Annotated in this window: 22 protein-coding genes; 16 read left to right on the forward strand and 6 right to left on the reverse strand. The window is 46.5% G+C overall.

Annotation, left to right across the window (positions count from 1 at the left end):
- The first annotated feature begins 8 nt into the window (after nt 1-8).
- On the forward strand, nt 9-1,250 hold the full coding sequence (gltS, locus tag ACT6PV_RS03980) for a sodium/glutamate symporter (RefSeq protein WP_445117024.1): 1,242 nt from the start codon (nt 9-11) through the stop codon (nt 1,248-1,250).
- Between the two features lie 51 nt (nt 1,251-1,301).
- Here gltS and chrA read toward each other — a convergent pair whose 3' ends face one another.
- Entirely contained in the window at nt 1,302-2,558 is a 1,257-nt protein-coding gene (gene chrA, locus ACT6PV_RS03985) for a chromate efflux transporter (protein ID WP_445115180.1), read from the reverse strand.
- A 129-nt stretch (nt 2,559-2,687) separates the two neighbouring features.
- Between chrA and ACT6PV_RS03990 the strand changes: the two genes are divergently transcribed.
- Nucleotides 2,688-3,647, forward strand: a complete 960-nt coding sequence (locus ACT6PV_RS03990) for a patatin-like phospholipase family protein (protein WP_445115181.1) — start codon at nt 2,688-2,690, stop codon at nt 3,645-3,647.
- Between the two features lie 160 nt (nt 3,648-3,807).
- Nucleotides 3,808-4,323: an acyl-CoA thioesterase gene (locus ACT6PV_RS03995; protein ID WP_445115182.1), complete on the forward strand. Its 516-nt coding sequence runs from the start codon at nt 3,808-3,810 to the stop codon at nt 4,321-4,323.
- A gap of 72 nt (nt 4,324-4,395) precedes the next feature.
- Here the strand turns inward: ACT6PV_RS03995 and ACT6PV_RS04000 are convergent, their stop codons facing one another.
- The 3 genes from ACT6PV_RS04000 to ACT6PV_RS04010 form a co-directional block, all read right to left on the reverse strand.
- A complete protein-coding gene (locus tag ACT6PV_RS04000) occupies nt 4,396-4,746 on the reverse strand; it encodes a hypothetical protein (RefSeq protein WP_445115183.1) in 351 nt (116 codons plus the stop codon).
- A gap of 384 nt (nt 4,747-5,130) precedes the next feature.
- On the reverse strand, nt 5,131-5,604 hold the full coding sequence (locus ACT6PV_RS04005; RefSeq protein ID WP_445115184.1) for a DUF2846 domain-containing protein: 474 nt from the start codon (nt 5,602-5,604) through the stop codon (nt 5,131-5,133).
- 247 nt (nt 5,605-5,851) lie between these two features.
- On the reverse strand, nt 5,852-6,085 hold the full coding sequence (locus ACT6PV_RS04010) for a hypothetical protein (RefSeq protein WP_445115185.1): 234 nt from the start codon (nt 6,083-6,085) through the stop codon (nt 5,852-5,854).
- Nucleotides 6,086-6,515: 430 nt separating this feature from the next.
- On the opposite strand from ACT6PV_RS04010, the gene ACT6PV_RS04015 reads away from it, so the two are divergent.
- The 9 genes from ACT6PV_RS04015 (at nt 6,516) to ACT6PV_RS04055 (ending at nt 16,044) form a co-directional block, all read left to right on the forward strand.
- Entirely contained in the window at nt 6,516-7,544 is a 1,029-nt protein-coding gene (locus tag ACT6PV_RS04015; protein ID WP_445117025.1) for a CobW family GTP-binding protein, read from the forward strand.
- Between the two features lie 156 nt (nt 7,545-7,700).
- Nucleotides 7,701-8,231, forward strand: a complete 531-nt coding sequence (locus tag ACT6PV_RS04020) for a YaeQ family protein (RefSeq protein WP_445115186.1) — start codon at nt 7,701-7,703, stop codon at nt 8,229-8,231.
- A gap of 68 nt (nt 8,232-8,299) precedes the next feature.
- The gene (locus ACT6PV_RS04025) at nt 8,300-9,559 is read left to right on the forward strand and encodes a DUF2252 family protein (protein ID WP_445115187.1); all 1,260 of its coding nucleotides are present in this window, start codon (nt 8,300-8,302) and stop codon (nt 9,557-9,559) included.
- A 37-nt stretch (nt 9,560-9,596) separates the two neighbouring features.
- Nucleotides 9,597-9,938: an FKBP-type peptidyl-prolyl cis-trans isomerase gene (locus ACT6PV_RS04030; RefSeq protein WP_445117026.1), complete on the forward strand. Its 342-nt coding sequence runs from the start codon at nt 9,597-9,599 to the stop codon at nt 9,936-9,938.
- A gap of 391 nt (nt 9,939-10,329) precedes the next feature.
- Entirely contained in the window at nt 10,330-12,351 is a 2,022-nt protein-coding gene (gene pgaB, locus ACT6PV_RS04035) for a poly-beta-1,6-N-acetyl-D-glucosamine N-deacetylase PgaB (protein ID WP_445117027.1), read from the forward strand.
- A 14-nt stretch (nt 12,352-12,365) separates the two neighbouring features.
- The gene (gene pgaC, locus ACT6PV_RS04040) at nt 12,366-13,631 is read left to right on the forward strand and encodes a poly-beta-1,6-N-acetyl-D-glucosamine synthase (protein WP_445115188.1); all 1,266 of its coding nucleotides are present in this window, start codon (nt 12,366-12,368) and stop codon (nt 13,629-13,631) included.
- Nucleotides 13,632-13,647: 16 nt separating this feature from the next.
- Nucleotides 13,648-14,061, forward strand: coding sequence for a poly-beta-1,6-N-acetyl-D-glucosamine biosynthesis protein PgaD (gene pgaD / locus ACT6PV_RS04045; protein ID WP_445115189.1), 414 nt, complete (start codon nt 13,648-13,650; stop codon nt 14,059-14,061).
- A 149-nt stretch (nt 14,062-14,210) separates the two neighbouring features.
- Nucleotides 14,211-15,341 (forward strand): acyltransferase family protein, encoded by a 1,131-nt coding sequence (locus ACT6PV_RS04050; RefSeq protein ID WP_445115190.1) that lies wholly within the window; start codon nt 14,211-14,213, stop codon nt 15,339-15,341.
- Nucleotides 15,342-15,588: 247 nt separating this feature from the next.
- Nucleotides 15,589-16,044 carry a hypothetical protein gene (locus tag ACT6PV_RS04055; RefSeq protein WP_445115191.1) on the forward strand — a complete coding sequence of 152 codons (456 nt, stop codon included), beginning with the start codon at nt 15,589-15,591 and terminating at the stop codon, nt 16,042-16,044.
- A 45-nt stretch (nt 16,045-16,089) separates the two neighbouring features.
- Here the strand turns inward: ACT6PV_RS04055 and ACT6PV_RS04060 are convergent, their stop codons facing one another.
- A complete protein-coding gene (locus tag ACT6PV_RS04060; RefSeq protein ID WP_445115192.1) occupies nt 16,090-16,878 on the reverse strand; it encodes a crotonase/enoyl-CoA hydratase family protein in 789 nt (262 codons plus the stop codon).
- 154 nt (nt 16,879-17,032) lie between these two features.
- Between ACT6PV_RS04060 and pnuC the strand changes: the two genes are divergently transcribed.
- From pnuC to ACT6PV_RS04080, 4 genes are all read left to right on the forward strand, one after another.
- On the forward strand, nt 17,033-17,626 hold the full coding sequence (gene pnuC, locus ACT6PV_RS04065; RefSeq protein ID WP_445117028.1) for a nicotinamide riboside transporter PnuC: 594 nt from the start codon (nt 17,033-17,035) through the stop codon (nt 17,624-17,626).
- An 18-nt stretch (nt 17,627-17,644) separates the two neighbouring features.
- A complete protein-coding gene (locus tag ACT6PV_RS04070; protein ID WP_445115193.1) occupies nt 17,645-17,923 on the forward strand; it encodes a hypothetical protein in 279 nt (92 codons plus the stop codon).
- A 711-nt stretch (nt 17,924-18,634) separates the two neighbouring features.
- Nucleotides 18,635-20,833: a hypothetical protein gene (locus ACT6PV_RS04075; RefSeq protein ID WP_445115194.1), complete on the forward strand. Its 2,199-nt coding sequence runs from the start codon at nt 18,635-18,637 to the stop codon at nt 20,831-20,833.
- Nucleotides 20,834-21,139: 306 nt separating this feature from the next.
- Complete coding sequence (locus ACT6PV_RS04080; RefSeq protein WP_445115195.1) at nt 21,140-21,991, forward strand: Cof-type HAD-IIB family hydrolase; 852 nt, start codon at nt 21,140-21,142, stop codon at nt 21,989-21,991.
- A 228-nt stretch (nt 21,992-22,219) separates the two neighbouring features.
- Here the strand turns inward: ACT6PV_RS04080 and metH are convergent, their stop codons facing one another.
- Nucleotides 22,220-25,984, reverse strand: a complete 3,765-nt coding sequence (gene metH / locus ACT6PV_RS04085) for a methionine synthase (protein WP_445115196.1) — start codon at nt 25,982-25,984, stop codon at nt 22,220-22,222.
- Nucleotides 25,985-26,058: the final 74 nt, after the last annotated feature.

A 26,058-nucleotide genomic window follows, 5' to 3' on the forward strand; every position in this document is an offset into this window, starting at 1 on the left:
AAACAATGATGGAATTTACTTTCAATGCATTTTACACGCTGATTGCAGCCGTAATCGTACTGTTGCTGGGGCGTTTTCTGGTTAAGAAAATTGACTTTCTGCGAAGATACAATATTCCTGAACCGGTTGCGGGTGGCCTGGTTGCAGCAATTATTTCGTTACTTGTGCATAATCTGTGGGGATACAGCATTACCACCAGCAGCCAGTTACAGACCAGTTTTATGCTGATCTTTTTTGCGTCTATTGGTTTAAGTGCAAACTTTGCGAAACTGAAGGAAGGCGGGATCGGTCTGGTCCTGTTTCTGATCTGTGTTGCTTCATTTATTGTGGTACAGGACTTTGTCGGCATGGGGCTGGCAACGGTATTGGGGCTGGATCCATTAATTGGTCTGATTGCCGGTTCGATTACCCTGACCGGTGGACATGGAACGGCTGGTGCCTGGGGTGAAATCCTGGAAACACAGCACGGCATTCAGGGTGCACTGGCACTGGGGATGGCCAGTGCAACTTTCGGTCTGATTATTGGCGGAATCATTGGTGGTCCGCTGGCAAAGTTGTTGATTAATCGCTATCAGCTGGCTCAGCCACGGACTGAAAAACAGGTACGGGAGCGTGATTCACAGCCTGAAGCTGAAAATGATTCAACCGAATTTGCACCTTTTGAATATCCACACCAGGTTCGTCTGATTACTTCGGACAACGCCATTACCACGCTGGGAATGTTTGCGGCCTGTCTGGCATTTGCTGAGTTTATGACCGGTTTCAGTAAAGGCACATGGTTTGAACTGCCGACATTTGTGTGGACGCTTGGCGGCGGTGTGATTTTGCGTAATGTGCTTGAAGGTATCTTCAGAGTCGGTATTTTTGACCGCGCCATTGACGTGTTTGGTAATGCGTCACTGTCGCTGTATCTGGCTATGGCATTACTGTCACTGAAACTATGGCAACTGGCAGATCTTGCCGGACCGCTTGTGGTGATTCTGAGTGCACAGACGCTGACCATGGCATTGTATGCTGCATTTGTCACTTTCCGGGTCATGGGTAAAAATTATGATGCGGCTGTACTCGCGGCAGGTCATTGTGGTTTTGGCATGGGAGCAACACCGACAGCGGTTGCCAATATGCAGGCCATTACCAATATGTACGGTCCTTCACATAAGGCATTTCTGATTGTTCCATTATGTGGTGCATTCTTTGTGGATTTAATCAATGCAACTGTGATTCAGGTTATTCTGAAATTCTTTGTATAAATCCAGTCGGTTGTAAAAATCCTGAAAGCCCCGGAAAAACCCGGGGCTTTTTTATATAATCCATTCCAGCAGGCAGGTGATGAACAGCGTCAGTGGAACGCTGACCAACAATGAAAGCTTAAAATATAAGCAGCTGATGAACGTGATCAGGCAGATCAGATCGAGCCAGTTCAGCAGACTGGTACTGGCCATGGGAATAATCATGGCGACTAGGAAACCGACCACTGCGGCATTGATGGCTGTGACGGCATTGAAAAACCGGGGATTGTTCAGGAAAAAAGACCAGTAGGGCAAGCTGCCAAAAACCAGCAGGAAAGAAGGCAGGAAAATGAAGATGACAGCCAGTCCTGCACCAATGACCGGTGGCAGCCCGGAGGGCAGTAAGGCCCCGAGATAAGCCGAGAAGGTAAATAAGGGGCCGGGCATCAGCTGAACGAAGGCATAGCCCAGTTCAAACAGCTGGCGGTCAATGACATCTGTGACAACAAAATTCTGATAGAGCAGGGGCAGGACAACATGTCCGCCACCGAATACCAGGCTGCCGGTGCTGTAAAAATCATAAATGGACTGGCTGACGACAGAAGCATGCATTTGTTTGAAGATGAAAAGCAGGATAAAAATCACCACCAGTAATAGCAGCCATAGGTAGGCACGGGACATGGAATCAATCGGCCGGGTGGTTTGACGTGCAGGCTGCCGAAGGATTTGTGCTGTGGTCCCGGTCGGGGGGAACTGTGTGGTCTGATTTGGCTGTGTGGCAGTATGCCTGTGAATGGATGCTGAAAATATAAGACCAATACCGGCGGCAATCAGAATCACCAGCATCTGCATGCCGGGAACAGGAGCAAACGTCACTGCAAGGCAGCTGGCCAGCATCAGCAGATATTGCCAGCCCTGCTGACAATAGCTTCTCAGCATTTGCCAGCATGCGAAACAGACGATTCCGAGTACCATGGTAAAAATATGATGAATAATCGGAGCATTCATATTGAAATGCCAGTGTCCGATACTCAGGGCGAACAGATACATGAGTAATGCCGAGGGCAGGGTAAAACCAAGCCAGGCCACAAAGCCACCTGCATAGCCTTTGCTGTGGTAACCAATTGCAATTCCGGCCTGGCTGCTGCTGGGGCCGGGTAATAACTGGGTCAGTGCCAGAATCTGTGCATAGTCCGTGTCAGATAGCCATTGCCTGTTTTGTACCAGTGTCCGGTGAAAGAAAACCAGGTGTGCGGCAGGTCCACCAAAAGCACTGCAACCCAGTGTGAGAAAAACCCAGAAAATCTGCCGGATGGAAGGTGACTGCATGATACTTTTTTATTGGTTATAGTTTTTAGCAATATAAAAAATAAAAATGACAATTTAAATAAATATCACAGTCACATGAAAAAAAATATGCTTAGATAGCGTGGAGTTTCACAGTTAATTTTGAAGTACATGCAATTCTTAAAGGCCTCTATTCTGATCAGTAGTCTGATGCTGGCAGCATGTCAGCATGCGTCCATACGGCCAATACAATCAGCACAAGTCACAGCACCACCTGTTATGGAAGCTGAGTCCAGACTTGACAAAAGTTTTTATAAATACCGGCGCAGCTCCGGCAAACCTGTTGTTGCACTGGTGCTGGGCAGTGGCGGCGCGCGTGGCTATGCACATATTGGTGTGATTGAAGTACTGGAAAAATACGGGATTCGACCTGACTTTATTGTCGGCGTGAGTGCAGGAAGCATTGTCGGGTCAATTTATGCCAGTGGTAAAAATGCAGCACAATTACGTGACATCGCCATGGAGATGAAAGTCGCAGATGTACGTGATTTTACCATTGGGCTGAAAGGTTTTTTTGATGGAAAAAAAGTCGAAAGCTATGTCAATCAACAGGTGGATTCAACCCCGCTTGAGAACATGAAGATTCCCATGTATGTGGTGGCAACTGAGTTAAAGGAAGGCCGAAAGGTCGTATTTAACTATGGCAACACCGGTCAGGCCGTGCGGGCATCTGTTTCCATTCCCAGTATGTTTGTTCCGACAAAAATTGCCGGTAAGGAATATGTGGATGGCGGACTGGTCAGCCCTGTTCCTGTCAATGTCGCACGGGATCTGGGCGCAGATGTCATTATTGCTGTGGATATTCTTGCTCAACCGGTGCATACCGAGACCACAAATGTCTGGGGACTGTTTAATCAGAATATTAATATCATGCAGAATAAGCTGGCGATTGAAGAAATGAAAAATGCCGATATTATCATTCAGCCTGATTTACGCAGAAAAGCACATATTTTTGATGTGAAAGGGCGGCAGGACACCATAGACGCCGGTGTGGAGGCAACGATGGAAAGAATAAAGGATATTGAGGTTGTGCTGAAAAATAAGCAGGCCAGGCTGAACGCGGCACAATAATTTTTTGTGAAAAAGCGGGGGGCTATTTCCTGTGGCGGAGAATAAGCCAACAGGGTCAATCGTCTGTCACGATGCTGTTGATGCTTAAAATTCTGAATATATATGGTCAGAGTGATATATAATAAAGCCATTCTCCTGTTTTAAAACTGAGTCTAAAACCATGTCTCCACTGGATCAAGTCGCCCCGGCAGCAGACGATCAGTCTGAACTGACCATGTCCTTTTTAATGACACCTGATATGGCAAACTTTTCAGGCAATGTACATGGGGGAACCATTCTCAAATTGCTTGATCAGGTGGCTTATGCCTGTGCAAGTCGTTATTCCGGCAGTTATGTGGTGACCTTGTCTGTAGATAAGGTCAATTTTAAAGAACCCATTTATGTGGGTGAACTGGTGACTTTTCTGGCAAGTGTCAATCATGTGGGCCGTACGTCCATGGAAATCGGAATTCGAGTGGAAGCACAGAATATTCAGAAACGTACAGTGCGCCATACCAACAGTTGCTATTTCACCATGGTTTCAGTGGATGAAAACGGTAAACCCAGACAGGTTCCACCATTGGATCTGGACAATGAATGGAAGCGTTGCCGGTTTGAAGCAGCTGAGCAGCGAAAGGTCGCCAGGTTGCATGAAAATCATCATCCATCCTGTGGTACCTATAAAAAAACGGTTTAGTAATGCTGTAGTGTATTTATGGCATCCAATGGCCCTGAAAAGAGACTGTAGCAACAGTCTCTTTTTTTGATTTTAAGGACTGATTTTCTGGATGGTGTAACCATCAACCACCATGCTCCAGTTGCCCTGATCATCCTGAACCGGTGGCTGAGTCACTTTGAACTCTGTGGTAAATGGCCCGACACCGGCATTGAAATTATCGCCCTGGAAGTCCTTGATGGGCAATGAAAGCGATGTACTTTTACCGGGTTGTTCATGGCTGTATTCGATTCGGCCTTCCGGTGTGATGCTGATATTGACACGGCCATCAGTACTCTGCCATGTTCCTGCAAAATTACTTTTATCTGCCGGTAAGGGTTTGGCACATCCAGATAAAAAGATGGATAAACATAGTGTGGATAAAATGGATTTGATTTTCATCATTCAGCCCCAAAAATTATTAATATGAAGTACGCAATAAATTATTGTGCATGGCCTGTCTGCCTGGTGATTCAGCATGAGAGGACGGCAGTTAAATGCAGTGAGCATAAAACATCACATTGCTCAGCCGGTCGTTCTGCTGTAGGAATCTGCAGAAAGATAAGCCTTAATTATACTTAAAATTCGGCTAAAACAAGTGGCCCATATCATTAAACCGGGGTAATGAAATCAATGTAATTAAACCCGGGTAATGGAACCAGGACAATGAAAATCGATCAGCAGGTAGCTGGATGGTGAGAACATACCGTCATTTTCCATGCAGCATAAAAAAGACCATGCGGACATGGTCTTTTCTTGGCTGGGAAATCAGACGATAAACAGGGAAAATTACGGTTTGAACTGGCCGGAGCAGGTGCCGTTTTCAGCCATTTTCAGACTGCGGATTGCGGCTGTTCCTTTTGTTTCATCCACCTGTCGTAGTTTTGCGCCACTGACGACGAAGCCAGGTTTCATTAATTGCTGTACGAAATAGTTTTTACCTGCTTCTGTTCTTAACTTCAGTGTATTCGGTGAAAATTCTGATTCAGTGGCAAGCAGATGTTCCTTGCCCCCTTCGACTTCCTGATGGAAAAACACACCCCGGGCAGATTCACCGACGCATTTGCCATCAATCCAGATATCTCTTTTGACCATGCCAGCGACTGGATTACTGTTACGGTAAATATAGATGCCGGCTTGCCCTGCTGATGGGGCATTGAGTTGCTGAACCTGTCTGGTGATTTCAGGTGTTGATGTAGGCACTGTTGCACAGCCGATCATCAGGGAAGAAAGTGTTGCTGAAATAAATAAATGTTTAAGCATATTAAGCCTGGATTTTTTTGGGAGCGTGATTTTACTGATTTTTACAGTGAAAAAGAAATGATTTTTGACCTGTCTGGCCTGAATCCAGCCAGATAGCTCATCAGTTTTGATGCTGATTATGTGGCCCTGTGGGCGGAGCATTGGGTGATTCAGCATAAAAAAGACTGAGTCGCAGCATGACCCAGTCTTTTCATGTTTAAGCCAATATAGACTGGCTTAAACAATACCTATCTTCGGTGTGAAGAAATTATTGGTTTGCCTGTGTAGCAGGTGCAGAAGAAGAGTCTTCAGCAGCACTTTCAGTTGCAGGCTGTTCTGCTGTAGGTTGAGCAGCAGCTGATGCTTCGTTGACATCACCTGGTTGTTCCTGAGTGGAAACAACGACTTTGTCTGATTCGTCAGTAGAGTGAGTCGCAGCAAAAGCAGCAGTTGCAGCAGTTAAAGCAAAAGTTGTTGCTAAAAGTGTTTTAACCAGTTTCATATTGGGCATCCTTCGTTCATTAAAAAAAAACCTGTAAAAACGCTGTTCTGCTCAGAATTTAAGTTCCGTCACAGCAATTACAGGAGATAGGGTTATGCTAAGTGCTGACAGGGGAATGGGCAACCTTCTCAACAAAGCGAAACAGTTTGAGTTACGTTTATAAGACAAAGCGTGGTGTTCTGTTCCTGTTTTGTAAAAAGGCTGATGCTCAGCTGACTTAAGATGTATGGAAATATGAAAAAACGCTCAAATAATAGCCGCTGTTTTTACCTGGACCAAACAAAATGTGCTGAGTGGGCAGAAAGTTTGTATTGGAGTTTTAGATTAATAAATAAATTATAATGGTTTTTATAGATTACGGTGCTGGCAAATATGCATTGATTTACATATGATGCAAGCATACAGGTCAGTCCATGAGTTCAACATCAGCGTGAAGCTTATTCATCACCCAATGGTTAAAACACACATTATCTCCGGTTTTCTGGGGGCCGGTAAAACCACGTTATTACAGCAGCTGTTATTACAGAAGCCTGAGGATGAAACCTGGGCGGTGCTGATGAATGAATTTGGCCAGATCGGGGTCGATCAGCAACTATTGCCACAACAGAACGGTTATCAGATTAAGGAATTGACTGGTGGTTGCCTGTGCTGTACCAGTCAACTACCCATGCAGATTGCATTGTCCCGCTTGATCAGTGAAACACGACCACATCGTTTGTTTATTGAACCCACAGGTCTTGGACATCCGGCGCAATTACTGGAGCAGCTGACGGAACCGCACTGGCAGAGTCTGCTGGACATGCGGGCGTCGGTGACTGTGGTGGATGGGTCCAGATTGCATGATCAGGCATGGACGCAGCAGCATCTTTATCAGGATCAGCTCAGGGCGGCACAGATTGTTGTAATTTCTCATGCAGACAGCATGACCGCAGCAGATGACGTGGCATTGCAGCAATTGCAGGACGAGTATCCGGTGCATGTTCAGCAGTGGCTGAGGAGTGTGCAGGGTCATCTTGAACTGGCACAGATTGACCTGCCATTTCAGGGTGTCCAGCGCAAGGTTCAGCCTTTATTGCAGGTACAGCGGCGGTTGGCCACAGATGAAAGCATGCCTGAGATTAAGCAGTTACCCTATCATTATGTCGAAACTTCGCAGGGGTATACCGTGGCTGGGTGGAAATTTTCCCGCACATGGCAGTTCAACTTTCATACCTTGCTGGATGTGCTGTGTGAGCAGCAGGGCTGGCTGCGGATCAAGGCTATTTTTAATACGGATCAGGGTTGGATGACTTTTAATTTTAATCCGGAGCAACTGAACTATAAGTCCGGTCAGGAAAATATTGATAACCGGATTGAGCTGATTACCCGACAGCAGCATGTTGCATGGGAGCATTTTGAGTCAGCTTTGTTAAAATGCCGGATTGATCAACAGGATGTGACTGATTCTGCCGCTGTATAAACAGGCAAAATCAGTATGGGTAAGAACTGACAACAGAAATCAGTCCGTAAACCTGTATGGAGAACGCCAGTATTATTTTTCCCGGAAAAATTTGTGTGGGCAACGAAACTGCATGGAAAAATCGAGTATGCTTAGGCGCAATTTGAGGATTTGTTTATGGCGCTGAAAGCAACAATTTATAAGGCAGATTTGGATATTGCCAATATGGATGTCCACCAGTATGCGGATTATCAACTGACGATGGCATTGCATCCGTCGGAAACCATAGAACGGCTGATGGTCCGCCTGCTGGCCTATGCCCGTTTTGCCGATGAACAGCTTGAGTTTAGCCGGGACTTGTTTGAGACCGATGAACCTGCGCTCTGGGAACGGGATCTGACCGGCCAACTGGTGAAATGGATTGAAGTGGGTACCCCGGATGAAGACAAAGTGAAAAAAGCCAGTGCGCGCTGTAAACAGGTGGCGGTTATTACCTATGGTTCCGGTGTTGCAGAATGGTACAAAAAGAATGCCCGATTAAAAACCCTGAGCAATGTGCAGGTGTGGCAATTGTCAGAAAAAACCACCGCGGCCATTCAGCAATTGTGTGAACGCACTATGCAATTGCAGCTGAATGTCATGGATGGTGAGTGGACGCTGATCGGTAATCATGCACAGGCTGAAATAGAATGGACTCAATTGCAGTAAAATGATCAACGGGTCTGTGCGCAGAACATGATCCGGACTTTTTTAACGTGCAGTACGGGGGAAATGATATGCGTGACGCTTATGAGCGGATTCTCGGTTTTAATCAGGGGCGTGATCCACGGTTTTTAGCACTGAAATTCAGTTTGATGTCCCGGAGCGCTTTTCGTTTTTTCCGTGGCTCATGCCATTTGTTTTATGAGGATCTGGCTGAACAGCAGAACTGGAAAGATCCGGCCGTGAGCTGGATATGCGGCGACCTGCATGTGGAAAACTTTGGTACCTATAAAAGTGGTCATGGTGTAGTGTATTTCGACATTAATGATTTCGATGAAGGCTTACTGGCTCACCCCACGTGGGAGCTGGCCCGCTTTTTATGCAGTGTGTTGCTGGCAGGTCGTGAGCTGAAGCTGGAACTGGATGAACTGAAAAGTATCAATATCGCTTTGCTGGAAGACTATCTGACAGCGTTAAAAAATGGCAAGGCCTATGCCGTTGAAAAGGAAACCATTGACGGAATTCTGAAAAAGTATATTAAAAGTGTTGAACAAAGAGACCCTCAGGTTTTTCTGGATGCACATTCTGAACAGACCAGAGACGGGCAGCGGTTGTTGCGGATTGATCAGAAAAAATATTTTCCGGTGGATGACCCGCAGTTAAAGCAGCACTTGTTGCAACAACTGAGTGAGTATTTCACACGCAGCAAAACCGGGAAGGCGAATACTCAGGTGGCTGATACTGAGGAAGCTGATTATGGGGATGGGCGTTATCAGGCTGTGGATGTGGCCATCCGCCAGGCCGGGACCGGCAGTATCGGGATTAAGCGCTACGGCTTTCTGGCCTATGATGCACAGTCTGATTGCTATGCGTTGTTTGACATGAAACAGGCTCAGCCTTCATCACTGAATCACATGTCCACCCTGAATATAAAACAGCCGGTCTGGGAACATGAGGCGCAGCGGATTCAGACCATTCAGCATTTCATGCAATATGTGACACCATCCGGTCTGGATCAGATCATGTTCCAGGGTGAAGCCTATATCATTAAGCAGTTGCAATCCGAACAGGACAAGATGGATTTTAAGTTGTGCGTGGCAAAGCCTGAAAAGTTTATGCAGGCCTGCCATCATATGGCTTGCTTACTGGCCTATGCACAGATTCGTTCCGCAGGACGCCAGGGCTCATCTACGGTTGATGAACTGATTGATTTTGCAGAACAGGCCGGGGAATGGAAAACACAAGTGCTGGAATATGCGTATAATTACCACTTACAGGTTGTACAGGATTATCAGCATTTCTGTCAGGCGGATAAGCCAGCATTCAGTGCCTGATCAATTTCATGCAGCATAAACGGTTAGGGGAATGATGATGTCAGATGAACTGGAAATTATCGATTTAAAGATCGGCGAAGGAAAAGAAGCGGTCAAGGGTGCTTTAATCACCGTACATTATACCGGCTGGTTACAGGATGGCACACAGTTCGATTCTTCAATTGACCGCGGCAATTACTTTGAAACCGTTATTGGCACAGGGCGGGTCATTAAAGGCTGGGATCAGGGTATGATGGGCATGAAAGTCGGTGGCAGGCGTAAACTGATTGTTCCGGCACATCTGGCCTATGGAGAACGTAAAATGGGTAAGGTGATTCCGGCTAATTCCAGCCTGATTTTTGAAATTGAACTATTTGATGTCAAAACCCGGGATGAATGACCGTTCAGGCTGATTCGTCTGTCCTGATCCATCTGTCAGCTGATTGTCGTGTAAATGATCATCGTGCAATGGATGTTTTGATGATTGTCATGGTGCAGGCGAATATGAGCCGGATGACAGTGGCGATATGAAAATACCACTGAGTGAATACATGGTTTATTTTTTTGATTAAAAATATACTAAAATATACATTTATGTACAGAAAGCATGCTTCAAAAATGGTACAACACATCCAAAATAATTCTGTTCTGAATTGTTTTTAAGATTATCTTCAGCTTTATCCTTTTTAATCATCACGTATAGCTCTGGGTCTTATCTGTGCAAGGGATCAGGGCTTATTGACGCAACTGCCAGTCCATCAAAGCTGGTAATAGAGATATGATCTATGCGAATGCCTTATTTCTCTCCTGCTACAATTATGTGTGCTGCGCTGCTGTGTCCACTTCATTCGGGTTATGCGCTGGCAGACGAAAATACTGAACAGAATAATCCGGAGCAAAAGATGCCCCAGATGGATCTGAACACGCTGACAGTCATTGGTTACCATGAGGTCACGCCTGAAAAAAATGCAGTTATTCCCCAGTATGCTGTAACGACGAAGCAATTCGATATGCATATGGAGTGGTTACAGAAAAACGGTTTCCACTTTGTGACGGTTGATCAGCTGATCCGGGCCAGTGAAGGTAAATATAAATTACCGCCCAAAGCGGTATTGCTGACATTTGATGATGGCTATCAGTCATTTTATCAGTATGCCTATCCGATCATTAAGAAACGGAAGATTCCCGTGGTGCTGTCGGTGGTGGGTTCATGGCTGGAAATCGGAGAAAATCATCCGGTACAGTTTGGAGACCAGAAGCTGCCACGGAACCGATTGCTGAGCTGGGAAGAACTGAAAATCATGCAGGGCAGTGGCCTGGTCGAAATTGGGAACCATAGCTATAATCTGCATCGCGGGATTATGGGCAATCCACAGGGTAACTCGGAACCGGCAGCGATAACCCGTGAATATCATCCTGCGTCCGGAACCTATGAGTCCGATAAGGCGTATGCCGACCGGATCTATAAGGATTTAAAGAAAAATAATACTGTGCTGAAAGCACACGGTCTTCGTCCGCCGCGGGTCATGGTATGGCCATATGGTCGCTATAACCAGCAGGGGATTGAGATTGCCAGAAAAGTCGGTATGCCGATTACCATCAGTCTGGATGATGGGCCTGATCATATTAAAAAATCACTGGGTCAGCTCAACCGGATTCTGGTAGAAGGCGATATGAGTACCGATGATCTGGCGCAGGAGATTCAGAACCGGCAGATGAATCTGGGCGATAATAATCGGCCACAGAAAATCATGCATGTTGACCTCGATTATATCTACGACAAGGACCCGAAACAGCAGGAACGGAATCTGGGTCATTTACTGGACCGTATTCGGGACATGAATGTCAATACAGTTTATTTACAGGCTTTTTCGGACCCGGATGCAAATGGTTCGGCAGATATGGTGTATTTCCCCAACCGTTATATTCCCATGCGTGCCGATCTGTTTAACCGGGTCGCGTGGCAGATTCAGAGTCGGACTCAGGTGAGCCGTGTTTATGCGTGGATGCCGTTACTGGCCTGGGAATTACCCAGACACAATCCTGTATCCAGAAAACTGGTGGTGACAGAACAGGCTCATAAAGGCGATCATCTGAACATGGGTTATCATCGTTTAAGTCCATATTCAGCTGAAGCCCGTAAAGTGATTGAAGGCATTTATCAGGATCTGGCAAAATCAACGCCATTTAATGGAATTTTATTCCATGATGATGCCACTCTGTCCGATTATGAGGATGCCAGCCCCGAGGCATTGCAGGCCTATGCAAAAATCGGTTTGCCGAAAAGTCTGGCGCAGATTCGGGCCAATGATCAGTATTTACAGAAATGGACGGCATTTAAAACCACAACCATTGATGATTTTGCCATGAAACTGGCCAGTCAGGTTCGGTATTATCAGCCGTTTTTACTGACCGCCCGTAATATGTATGCACAGGTGGTGCTGTCGCCGTATTCTGAAAACTGGTATGCCCAGTCACTGGAGCAATCGCTGAAACACTATGATTTTACCGCCATTATGGCCATGCCCTATATGGAGCAGGTGCCGGATAAAAACAAGTTTTTTCATGACATGATCAACCGGGTGAACAAGTATCCGGGGGGCATGAAAAAAACAGTATTTGAATTGCAGGCCGTAAACTGGAGAAACAGTCAGAAGATTCCTACCCGGGAAATTACGGATACCATTCAGTCACTGTACCAGCAGGGAGTGTTGCATATTGGATACTATCCTGATGATCCAATTCAGGACCATCCTGATACGGGTGAAATGCGTAAGGTTTTTGATACAAAATCTCCACGCTTGATTCCCTAAGGTACAGTACAGTCATGACATCTTTTCAGCACCTCTGGCAGGCAGCACTGGATTTTATTTTTTATTATCCGCTGTTTATGTCGTATTTATGGATGATTGGTGCATTAATATTTTACTGGCGTGAGCGCAGGGAACCTGCCTATTCCAGTCCACCGCAATTAACAGATTATCCATTGATTGCGGTGCTGGTGCCCTGTTTTAATGAAAGCGACAACGCAGAGGAAACCATCAGTCATGCACTGAAACTGAATTACCCTCATTTTGAGGTGGTTGCAATTAATGATGGCAGTTCTGACAATACTGCCGATGTGCTGAACCGGCTTACTGAAAGACATGAACGGCTGAAAGTGGTTCATCTGGCGGAAAATCAGGGTAAGGCAATGGCGTTGCAGGCAGGCAGCCTGCTGACCGAGGCTGAGTTTTTAATTGGTATTGATGGCGATGCTTTGCTGGACCCGCATGCTGCACAGTGGATGATTCGTCATTTTCAGGGCGACCCTTCTGTGGCCGCCGTGACCGGAAATCCACGGATACGGAATCGTTCCACGCTGCTGGGGCGGATACAGGTCGGTGAGTTTTCATCCATTGTCGGCATGATTAAACGTGCTCAGAGAACGTTTGGCCGGTTATTTACCGTTTCGGGAGTGATTACGGCCTTTCGTAAAAGTGCGGTGCATGATGTGGGTTACTGGTCACCCGACATGCTGACCGAGGATATTGACATTACCTGGAAACTGCATCGGGCCGGCTGGGATGTCCGGTTTGAACCCAATGCACTGGTGTGGATATTGATGCCGGAGACCTTGAATGGTCTATGGAAGCAACGTTTGCGCTGGGCAATGGGCGGTGCCCAGGTGCTGCTGAAAAATATTGATGTTTTCCTGAAACCGAAACTGAACTTTCTATGGCCTTTACTCATTGAACTATGTCTGACGCTGGTGTGGTCCTATCTGATGCTGGCCATGGTCATTATCTGGATTCTGCATCTGATTTTACCCTATGCCGGATTTCCACAACTCAGTTCACCACTCCTGCCGTTTGGAACAGGGGTTTTACTTGGCGCAACTTGTCTATTACAATTCGCGATCAGTAAATGGATGGACAGTCGTTATGAATCTCAGCTGGCCAGAAATTACTACTGGATGATCTGGTATCCTTTTGTTTTCTGGTTAATCACCGTTTCCGCCAGCATTGCTGCCTTCCCAAAAGTGTTATTGCAGGGCAGTGGCAAGCGTGCACGCTGGATCAGTCCTGATCGCGGCATGCGTAAGGACGATTAATCTTTAGAGTGTATATATGAAAACGAGTTCGTTAATTATTGATTTACGTAATCAATTGCCCTGGCACAGGCGCTATGTGTCCAATACCAGCACGGCAATGCTGTGGGCTGGCTGGTTATTGCTATGGCGGCCAATCGTACTGGTGATTAGCTATATCAGTCTGCAGAAACCGCACCTGATCAATCATTTTCTCGGTACCTTTACCGAGGTACTGGAAAGTGGATTTACTGCATTACTGGCCTGCGCTATTTCTCTGTGGTTGTGGAGCAATTTTGTTCCCTCCAAGACGAAGAGGCAGGCGCAGCCGAAAAGCATGCAGGAATATTCAGATCATTTTGGTTTGAATGCCGGTCAGCTGACGCTGTCCCGTCAGCAGAAAATTGTGACGGTTCATCATAATGCAGATGGTCAGATTACACAGATCAGTTGATGGCCCGGCAGCACAGAGGTCCCACAATGTGGGACTTTTGTTTTATATATGCCCATGGTTATGTGAAATACATCTATTTACATACCACGATTTTAAATACGGCTATTTTCAATAAGACAGGGATGATGCAGTGTTCAGGGAAAAATGTAATGGGTAAAATTAATGCTGCGGAGAGTATCCGCGGTCTGGCATGTCTGGCTGTGGTTTTTTCACACCTCAGTCTGAGTTTTTTCCCTTATCTGCATCATTTCGAGGCAACTGATGTTGCAAATAATGCGCTGATTTATGCAATACATCATTCACCATTTGCCTTCTGGTATTCCGGCACGGCCGCGGTTTATGTGTTTTTCGTATTAAGCGGCTTTGTTCTGAGTTATGCCATTTTGAAAGATCCTGCAAAAGTCAGGAATAAAATCAGCAATATGATGGTGAAACGCTATCCAAGGCTTATGATTCCGGCGCTGGTGTCCTGTGTGCTGACCTGGTTGGTATTCAGTCTGGTGAAAATTGACAGCGGGCCTGTCAACAGCTGGTTAAAAATTTATATTACTCAGGATTTCACCCTGAAACATGCCGTGTATGAAGGCACCATTGGTTCATTCTTTTTCGCTGAAAGTGATACCAACTGGGTCCTGTGGACCATGACCATTGAATTGCTGGGTTCCTTTGCACTGTTTTTGCTGATTTACCTGTATCAGTTAAAAAAGATATTGTTTTTAATCGGTTCAGTGGCTGTGGCCTGCCTGACCTGGTACTGGCGAGGGGAAGGTTTCAGCCTGGGCGTTCTGAGTTTTATTGCCGGCATCTATATCTATCTGTATGGCCGCCGTCTGAGTCTGTCTGTGGCGGCGCCAATGCTGCTGTTTGGGTTGTATCTGGCCGGAGCGCACAATAGCAGTGAGTCTTATGGTTGGATTTACAGGCTGATGGGGGAAAGAACCTATGAATACTGCAATTTTTTTGCAGGAATTTTAATCGTCTACAGTATTTTAATGAGTCGTCAGCTGTCTGCACAACTGGATCGGAAGCCGTTGATCTGGTTGGGGAAACTTTCTTTTTCTGTTTATTTATTGCATTTACTGCTGATTTACCTGGTGTGTCTGCCTGTCTTTAACGCTCTGCTGGCAATCGGCATGCACTATGTCAGCGCTGCCGTACTGGCATCGGTACTGAGTATCCTGGTGATGTTGCTGAGCGCAGATGTATACAGTCGCCTGGTTGATCAGTTCGCCATTGATTTCAGTAACCGTCTGGCCGCATTCATCATCAGGAAAAAATAAATGCTGTCCGGTTATGGCATAAGGGCCGGATTCACACCATTTATAAGTAAGCTTGCTTATATACTATCTCTGTGTTGTACCACATGGATTGCCCGTATTCACGTGGGATCCAGAATCGCTATGGATGAAAGTTAGTTGCAGCGGCCATAAATACGTTATATTGAAGGCAGAAGTATATACGGGCAGATCATTTTAAGCATGATCGGATTGCAGCTCCATGCCGGCTTACGGATGAGGGAATAATATCATGACCAGACTGATTGTTTTTGCGCTGGTGATTGTCACACTGTATCTGTTGTGGCGACTGTTGTTAAAAAACCGGATCCAGGGACAGTCCAGCCATCAGCGCTATGATACTCCCATTTTGCCGGGAGCAGCGGCGCAGCCCCGCACACTTGAGCATCAGGTGGAAAGGGAGGTGATGGATGAAGAAGACCAGCGCCGCTTTGATGATGTTGCACAGCTGCTGTTTGAAAAAGCCATTACCAGAAAGAACAGGACACAGGCTGAACAGATTCAGTGTGAATTCCTGAACAAAATGCCAGCTCCGACGCAAAGTCAGATCGGTGAATTTGATCAGGGAGAATGGTCAATTTTCTGGAATTACAAACAGCAGTCACTTGAATACTATGTCAGTCGCTATGGCGTGTTTTATACACATGTTGACCGGCATGGGGTCGAGCATAAAACAGAATTTAAATAGCGGCGGCATAACTGTAGTCGTCATGCCGATCCGGGGCGGGAGAGATTATTTTCCCTTAAACCGGGGAGTACGGCGTTCCAGCATGGCCATAACGCCTTCCTGGGCATCTTCTGAGTTGAGCAGCGGCATCAGCAGTTGCTGCAGGCTCTGAAAAGCAACTTCGGGGCTGTGCAGAAATGCCTGATGTGCAGATTTCAGCGCAGCCTGAACGGCAAGTGGTGCAGCAGCTGCAATGCGTTCCGCCAGTTCCAGTGCCCGATTCAGTGGATTGCTGTCACTTGTTATTTCGGTAATCAGGTTCATGCGGTAAGCATCTTCTGCATAAAACATATCCCCCGTCAGTATATATTTCATTGCTTTTGCCCACCCGGCGGCCTGTACAAAGCGGACTGTTGCCCCACCAAACGGCAGGATACCGCGCTGGACTTCAATCTGGGTAAACTGGGTATTTTCACTGGCGATCACCAGTTCAGAGTTCAGCATCAGTTCAATGCCTGCGGTATAGCAATAACCCTGTACTGCAGTGACCAATGGTTTACTTCGCTGGCGGCCAGTGGTTCCCCAGGGGTTGACCCTGTTATCTGAAAAATTAAATACACCTTCACTCAGTTTTGGCTGCAGTTCAACCAGGTCCAGTCCGGCAGTAAAATGCTGACCATGTGCAAAAATCACAGCACAGCGCAGTTCCGGGTTGTCTTCGTATTCCGTCAGTGCAAGGGATAAGTCATGAATCATATGACTGTCAAAGGCATTTCTTTTTTCAGCCCGGTCCAGGCCAATTAAAAAAATATGACCGCGGATTTCACGACTGACTTTGCCATGTGGATGCTGCATTTTTTGTTCTCACGGATGATCATTTTATTCAATAGTTTTAAAGGAGCAGCCGGACACTGTCAAATTTATGGCGCTTTGATAATTTTTTGTGATCATTCATGTATAAGGCACTACAATCAATCATCATTGTTTCAGATATTCAGACCTTATGCAGATGTCATTACTGGAAATTGTTGCGGTTATCATCAGTATTATTGGTGTTGTACTGACCATTCAACGCAATATGTGGTGCTGGTGGTTTAATCTGCTGGCATTTATTTTATATGTCTGGTTGTTTTTTGAGGTGAAGCTGTACGCTGAAACAATTCTGCAGCTGTTGTTTATTGCGATGAATTTTTATGGTTTTTATCAGTGGCTGAAAGGCAGACAGCAGGATGCCAGACATGAAATTCGGATTGAACCCATTGCTGCCAGTCGCGCTGGGTTGCAGATGTTGCTGGCCGCAGCAGGTGGTCTGGCTGCCGGCCTGCTCTTAAAAAACTTTACGGATGCCGCTGTTCCCTTACTGGATTCCCAGCTGGCTGCCTTTAGTTTACTGGCAACGTACTGGACCAGCCGCAAACACATTGCCACCTGGATTCTCTGGGTTTTTGTGGACATTGTTTATGTGGGGATGTTCATTTATAAGGATTTATGGCCAACCGCAGGTCTGTATGCAGCCTTTGTGGGGCTGGCTACTTATGGCTGGTGGCAATGGGTGCAGGTAAAACGCAAACAGGCCACAGTGACGGACAGTAGCATCAATTAATATGAACGGGATAAAGTCATGCTTATGCACTTGGTTGAATACCAGCGACAGAAATTTGATGAAATGGCAGCGAAAATTGTCATGCGGCCGGAGGATTATCTGAATTTTGACTCGGTCTCCGACTTTTACAAAGCTGAGTGGCTGGCTGAGTTTCCACAGGGAACTCATTGGTCCGTGACTGGGCTGGATGATGGTGCGGCAGAGTTTTATGTCCTGATTGAATATCAGCATCATTATCTGAAAATTCATTGTGCTGAGCAGGTGACGGTCAGCACAGGTGTGTCAGTCCGGTCATAAATGGTATGCAAACTTGCCCGAAGCTGGTTCAGGTGAGCAAAATAATTACACGATGTAGAATTATTTTTAGCACGCACCGGAGAGAAATGCCCAATGATTTGCATTGGTCACAATTCATGAACAAAATAGGCTAAAAAAAGATAAATTTATTAATTTTTTAAAAATCATATAGTTGGTTGGTTTTTGGTGGGGTGTATTAAAATTTCTATGTATTCGCCATATTATCAATAAAAATTTAATACTGGCTTTAGTTGGGTTCCGGGGCTGATGATAGGATCAACAGAATTATTCCTGCATCTGTGCTGCTGAATTTTCTGCATTAATCATTTTCCGGGGTTGAGCAAAACATAGTCAACTGGATTTTCAGTTCAGCATCTGTAGTTTATTCAGCACAGAATTATTGTTGATTTGTCCACAAAAAATGCATCGGAATACCCGCGTATAACTGCCGAAGCAGCGTCAGAGCTGGAATCCTGTGATGCCGTTGTCGGTATGAGTTATTGCTGTATTTTTTTGAGCGTGATGCCTTGTCCGGGGGAAAGGATTGAGGATGAGTCTGCCTTACAGTTGTGTAGTTATTCTAATTAAAAATATATGATTGAAATGATTTATAAATATTAAGTTTCATATTATTTTTACTGGAAATAAATTTCTGGCATTGTTATTGCTCATCTGAAAATATCTTCATTGGTAATAATATGCAGGGCCGTAATGAAATTTAATGGTAAATCTTCAACCTTACTGTCATTGTTGATGTGCAGCGCTTTGCTGGCAGGCTGTGGATCTGACAATGCAAACTATACAGGACCCGTTCAGGGGACTGCGAAAACTGTTTCTTCGGCAACAGAGAGTGAGGAACTCAGTAACACAGCAGCGCCAGTGCCTGAGTCGAATTATGCAGCATCTGAACCTGAGGTTTCAGTTGAATCCAGTGCAGCATCTGAGCCCGGGGCAGTAGCACCGGACAATAAGGTGGAAACAGCACCCACTGACCAGCCGGCGGATGCTGGTGTGGCAGCATCTGGACCGATTGGAGAAGATCGGCGGTTTACGGAACAGACGCCAGGGATGACTGACGAGGCAAAATATGTGGCGTCGCCTGCAATTGAATATAACTTCGGTCAGCTGGTGGTCAATGGCAAATCTGATTATAGTAATCGGGGGCAACCGGTTGCGAGCGCTCCGAAAGATGTCCGTATTGTACCGTTTCATGGCTGGATTCGTTATCCGCAGGCAAATTTAAATAACACCACGAAAAAATTTCCGATTATTGTCTTTTTACATGGACAGCACACCCCAGCTGATCCGAGTTATCAGGGCTATGATTACCTGGCCCAGAGCCTGGCAGGACAGGGTTATGTGGTGTTGTCCATTGATGCAAATAATATTAATGGCAGTGGGGGGGACGCATCTTCGCAGAGCCGGGCACAACTGGTCCTTGGCACCATTGATAAACTGAAACAGCTGGATGAATATGGCGGTGCAGGTGTACTGACAGCCCTCAGGGGAAAACTGGACTTTGACAGTATTGGGATTATGGGACATTCACGTGGTGGGCAGGCGATTCGACTGGCGATTAAATTTAATACCGCCCGTTTCGGTAATGACCTGGGAACTTTAAAACAGGGATTGTTGCAGGGAAATGCTGAGAATTTCAAGGCTTATCCTGATCTGATCAGTGCGGCAAAAGATGGGGATGACAATAAGCTGAAGGATTTGATGGCGGCAAGAAACATCAGTTTTTCCAAAACAGCGGATTCAGTTCAGCCTTACAACTTTAAGGCAGCTTTTGCCCTGGCACCCACGGATTTTGAGGAATTCAAAGGTCTGACCAACGTGCCGGTTGCAACACTGGTGCCCTCATGTGATGGCGATGTATCGGACCTGCAGGGTGTATATGGTTATGACAATAACCGCTTTGGTTTTAAATATGATACTGCGCCGAGATATCAGGTGCTGGTTCGTGGTGCAAACCATAATTTCTTTAACACAACCTGGTTGAATGATGACTATAGCGTAGGTAATGCAGCTTATAATGATACCTCCTACTGTAATAGGGACCGTCCTGATTCAATGCGCTTGAATCCGGTTGATCAGCGTAGAATCGGTTCCTTCATTATTGGCAGCTTTATGCGTTACTTTGTTGGAGATGAAGCTCAGTTTAAATCATACTGGAATGCAGTTGGACAGTTACCGGGTTCTGCATGTCCGAAGGGAGATGAAACATGTGATGAGCGTGTTATCCTCACCATGCAAAAAAATGACAGTAAATTGATCCAGCGTTTTGAAGACAGTAGTGCATTGACCACCAACCTGTTGGGTGGACTGAACCGACTGGATGGTTTTTTAAAGGATGGCGGCATTATTCAATGCAGCTCATTCCTTGGTTTTAAGGACACCGACAAGACCAGTAAATGTACAAGCCCGGTTGTACCATTGTTCGCCAATGATCATTCGGCCTATACCGGTGGTCTGGTCTCATTCCCGGATCAGTTGCAGCTGTCATGGAACGTGCCGAATCCAGTCTATAGTCTGAGTCTGAATAATATGCCGACTCAGGGATATGACAGTCTGACTTTCCGGGTTGCATTGCCGGTGGATGTCGGTCAGGAAATTTATGTGGAATTGACGGATCACAATGGTAAAACAGCCCGTGTGACTGCAAGTGATTTCTCTGATGCTCTGTATACCATCCCACGGAAAAAGGCCGCAGGCATTCCACTTAAAATTGTAGCAGGGGATGAAGTTTATAAAGGTAAAACAGCAGAAGCACTGAATATGGTGAGTATTCCATTGAAAGCATTCAAGGGCATTGATCCTGAATACCTGGACAAACTGACATTTACCTTCCCTAAGGAAAATGGCTCGATTGTGATGAATGATATTGAGTTGCAGGCGTTGAGAAATTAATCCTTAAACGACATTTCTGAACAGATGACCATCGTACTGGCCGCTCCAACGTGAGCGGCCAGTGCACATGACGGCTGCAAATGTCTGTGCATTCGATTGTACAATCTGAGCAGTGGTTTTTGTCCTGTAAACTGCAGTACTTTCTAAATGCATGTCATGTGGATGGGGCCGGCTGATACAGAAAACTGTTTTACATGAAACTGTTTTGATAAAATATAAAGCAGCTGATAGGATGAGTAGCAGGGTTCTGATTAACTGATGTAAATGATAACCACGAAAATAAAATGACAATGAAATGAGGTATGAATGCCCATCAAACTGATTGCGGTGGATATGGATGGCACTTTTTTAAACTCAGGGAAGACCTATAATCGACAGCGGTTCCTGCAACAATATGCTGCACTGAAACAGTGTGGGATTTATTTTGTGGCTGCCAGCGGTAATCCATTGTATACCCTGAAATCCTATTTCCCGGAAATTGAACATGAGATTGCCTATGTCGCTGAAAATGGCGCCTATGTGGTGGATGGCAACACGGAACTGCAGTATTCACATTTTGCACCTGAGCGATTAACCGCAATTCTCTCCGAGCTATATCCTCGCTATGCAGATCAGCTGGTTCTCTGTGCGAAGCATTGTGTCTATATCAGTCGCCATGTTCCTCAGTCGACCCGGGAGAAACTGAACGTTTATTTTAAAAAACTACAGTGTGTGGATGACTTAAGCCAGCTGGACGAGCTGATTTGTAAAGTGACGCTGATCATAAGCCCTGATGATTTTGAGGCAATCAGCAGTGACCTGCAAATGACAGCCTATGTCCGGCAGCAACAGGTGCATATGGTGTCGAGTGGTTTTGGTTTTATTGACCTGATCATTCCCGGGAAACACAAAGCCTATGGCCTGCAGATTCTGCAACAGCGATGGGGCATTGCCGATGAAGATGTACTGGCCATTGGTGATAATTACAATGACATGGAGATGGTTCAGAAAGCCGGTTATGGCTTTGCCATGAGTAACGCCGTGGCTGAATTAAAACAGATTGCCGGCTATCAGACGGGAAGCAATGAACAACAGGCCGTACTGGATGTGATTGATCAGGTTCTGCACGGAAAAATCTTCCCTGTAGAAATGACTGGCCTGAGTGGGGAGAAGATTTAAGCGTTCTGACTGTGTCAGGTTTTTTAGGCTGTTGCTGCAGTAGGTTTTATTGTCCGATTGAAAAGGGCGACGTTATCCGTGTATTTAACCGGATTGTTCGGGATTTTCTAATACGCTTATGATCTATGGCATTATTGCTGTATTTTTAGGGTACAGGGCCTAAGAATACTCCATAAATCAAAACCATATCGAAGTTTATGTTTAAGCCCCTCATTCCAGGGGGCGCAGTCAGGAAATTGAATCATCCAGATTCGGCGCCAGCCAGCGTCTGGCTTCATCCAGGGTCCAGCCTTTACGTGCTGCATAATCTTCAAGCTGATCCAGTGAAATTTTACCGACATTAAAATACTCACTCTGTGGCAGACTATAATAAAAACCACTGACAGATGAGGGTGGCCACATCGCAAAGCTGCTGGTCAGATAGGTGCCAATTTTGTCGGTTGAGCCCAGCCAGTCAAACAAGATGGCTTTTTCTGAATGTTCAGGGCAGGCAGGATAACCCGGCGCAGGGCGGATTCCGACATATTTTTCCTTAATCAGCTCTTCATTGGAGAGCTGTTCAGCTGCCTGATACCCCCAGAACTCCTTACGGATGCGTTCATGCAGATGCTCAGCAAAGGCTTCTGCAAAACGGTCTCCCAGCGACTGCGCCAGAATGGCTGAGTAATCATCACCTTTCGCCTTGAACTCGTTTGCCATTTCCTCCGCCCCAAAGATGGAAACGGTGAATCCACCCAGATAATCGGGAATGTCTCTGGCTTCAGTTGTACTTTCGTTTTGCTGCTGTGACCGGGCAAACCGTTGTTTTGCATATCCCGATTCGGGCGCAATAAAGTCTGCCAGTGACAGATTGGGTTTGCCGGTGACTTTGTCAGATTGCTGACGCAGATGTTGAAAGGTATGGGTCACATGGCCGTTTTCGTCATAGACAGATACGGTGTCCTGCGCTGTACGTCGGGCCGGGTGAATGCCAAACACGGCCCGGGCATCAAAGCGTTTGTTCTTAATGATGTCCTTCAGCATTTCCTGTGCCTGGTGGTACAGGTCCGTGGCGGCTTCGCCGACGACTTCATCCTGTAGAATTTTTGGGAATTTACCGGCCAGGCTCCACGAGATAAAAAATGGTGTCCAGTCAAAGTAATCCACCAGTCGGTCCAGTGGATAGTGGGTCAGCACCTGCTGACCGATAAAATTCGGTACTGGGGGCACATAGGCTTCCCAGTCAATATGAAAGCCATTTTCCACCGCTTCGGCATAGGACAGTTTGGCTGCCTTAGGCTGTTTATTGGCAATCCGTTCACGCACTCTGGCGTATTCCTCCCGATGCTCTGCCACGAATTTCGGTTTCATTTCAGGCGAAAGCAGGGTGGTTGCCACACCCACGGCACGTGAGGCATCGGCAACATAGATCACCGCATCATTGGAATACTGCGGGTCAATTTTCACTGCAGTATGAGCTTTGGAGGTGGTTGCGCCACCAATCAGCAATGGAACATGGAAGCCCTTACGCTGCATTTCCTTTGCGACAAATACCATTTCATCCAGCGATGGGGTGATTAAACCGGAGAGACCGATGATATCGACTTTTTCATCCATTGCAGTCTGTAGAATGGTTTCAGCGGGCACCATGACCCCCAGGTCGACAATGTCATAGCCATTACAGCCCAGTACAACCCCCACGATATTTTTACCAATGTCGTGGACATCGCCTTTGACCGTTGCCATGAGGACTTTGCCTTTGGACTGGCTGCCGGTTTTTTCAGCTTCGATATAGGGGTTGAGCCATGCCACGGCCTGTTTCATCACCCGGGCGGATTTCACCACCTGCGGCAGAAACATTTTACCGGAACCGAACAGGTCACCGACCACATTCATGCCATCCATCAGCGGACCTTCAATCACATCCAGCGGACGTACCGATTTCAGACGGGCTTCTTCAGTATCTTCATCAATAAAGGTGGTAATCCCTTTGACCAGGGCATATTCAAGGCGCTTTTCAACGGATTCATTACGCCATTCCAGATTTTCCACATTTTTCTGGGCCGCACTCTGCCCCCGGTATTGTTCGGCAACTTCAAGCAGTTTTTCAGTTGCATCATGTGCTCCGGCTGCTGATGAAGCGTCCCCCTGATTCTGATTGAGAATGACATCTTCAACTGCCGCTTTTAACGCTCTGGGAATGTCATCGTAAATAGCCATCTGCCCGGCATTGACAATTCCCATGGTCATGCCCTGCTGAATGGCATGATACAAAAACACGGAATGAATGGCTTCACGGACCGGTTCATTACCACGGAATGAAAAGGATACGTTGGAGACACCGCCTGAGATCATGGCATTGGGCAGGTTCTGCTTAATCCAGCCGGTGGCTTCAATAAAGTCCACAGCGTAGTTATTGTGCTCTTCAATCCCGGTCGCCACCGCAAATACGTTCGGATCAAAAATAATATCTTCAGCGGGATAACCGACATCGTTGACCAGCACATCATAGGAGCGTTTACAGATTTCCCGCTTACGGGCTGAGGTATCGGCCTGACCGGTTTCATCAAAGGCCATGACAATAATTGCAGCACCATACTGACGACACAGCCGGGCTTTGTGGACAAATTCATCATAGCCTTCTTTCAGCGAGATCGAGTTGACGACGGGCTTGCCCTGAACGCATTTTAATCCGGCCTCAATGATTTCCCATTTTGAGGAGTCAATCATGATCGGGACACGGGAAATATCCGGTTCGGATGCTACCAGGTTCAGAAAATGCACCATGGCATTTTCTGAATCAAGCATGCCTTCATCCATGTTGATGTCAATAATCTGAGCACCGGCTTCCACCTGCTGACGAGCCACGTCCAATGCCTCAGCAAAATTTTCCTCACGAATCAGGCGCAGGAACTTTTTGGACCCGGTGACGTTGGTCCGTTCACCGACGTTGACGAACAGTGAATCATCATAAATATTAAAGGGTTCCAGACCACTGAGGCGACAGGCGGGTTTAATGTCGGGAATCTGACGGGGTGGAATATCCTTAACCGCATTGTAAATGGCACGGATATGGTCCGGTGTGGTCCCACAGCAGCCCCCGGTGATATTGATCAGACCACTTTCAGCGAATTCCTTTAGAAATGCGGCAGTTTGTTCCGGTGTTTCATCATAACCACCAAAGGCATTCGGCAGGCCGGCATTGGGGTGTGCTGAAACAAAAACATCTGCTACATCGGCCACGGTTTTAACATGCGGACGCATGGCATCTGCCCCCAGTGCACAGTTAAAGCCAATGGAGAGCAGGTCACCATGACGTACCGAGTTCCAGAAAGCTTCTGCAGTCTGCCCGGTCAGGGTCCGGCCGGATGCATCGGTAATGGTGCCGGAAATCATCAGTGGTAATTCACGGCCAATGTCCCTGAAAACCTCCTTGACGGCAAAAATGGCCGCTTTACAGTTCAGGGTATCAAATACCGTTTCAATCAGAATAATGTCTGCACCACCTTCAATCAGCGCATGCGCAGCTTCTATATAGTTATCTTTCAGTTCATCAAAGGTGATGTTACGAAATGCCGGATCATTGACATTGGGCGAAATGGAGCAGGTGCGTGAGGTTGGTCCCAATACACCGGCAACAAAGCGGGGCTTATCCGGCGTTGAATATTTTTCACAGGCTGCTCTGGCAAGACGGGCCGCCTCCCGGTTGATTTCGGGAACCAGTTCTTCCATGTGATAATCCGACATGGACACCCGGGTGCCATTGAAACTGTTGGTTTCAATGATATCTGCCCCGGCATCCAGATAAGCTTCGTGAATGCCCTGGATAATCTGCGGCTGAGTCAGCACCAGCAGGTCGTTATTGCCTTTTAAATCGGATGCCCAGTCTGCAAAGCGCTCACCACGATAATCCGCCTCTTCCAGTTGATGGCGCTGGATCATGGTCCCCATGGCACCGTCGATAATCAGGATGCGGCTGGCGAGAAGCTCTTTCAGCGTACTAAGCGTGGACATAAATAAAACCCCGGCAATGCGGATGAATCTAATAAAATGGGCGATATTTTAGCAGAATTCAAGGGGGATTCAGC

It is taken from the genome of Acinetobacter sp. WZC-1, assembly GCF_052544965.1.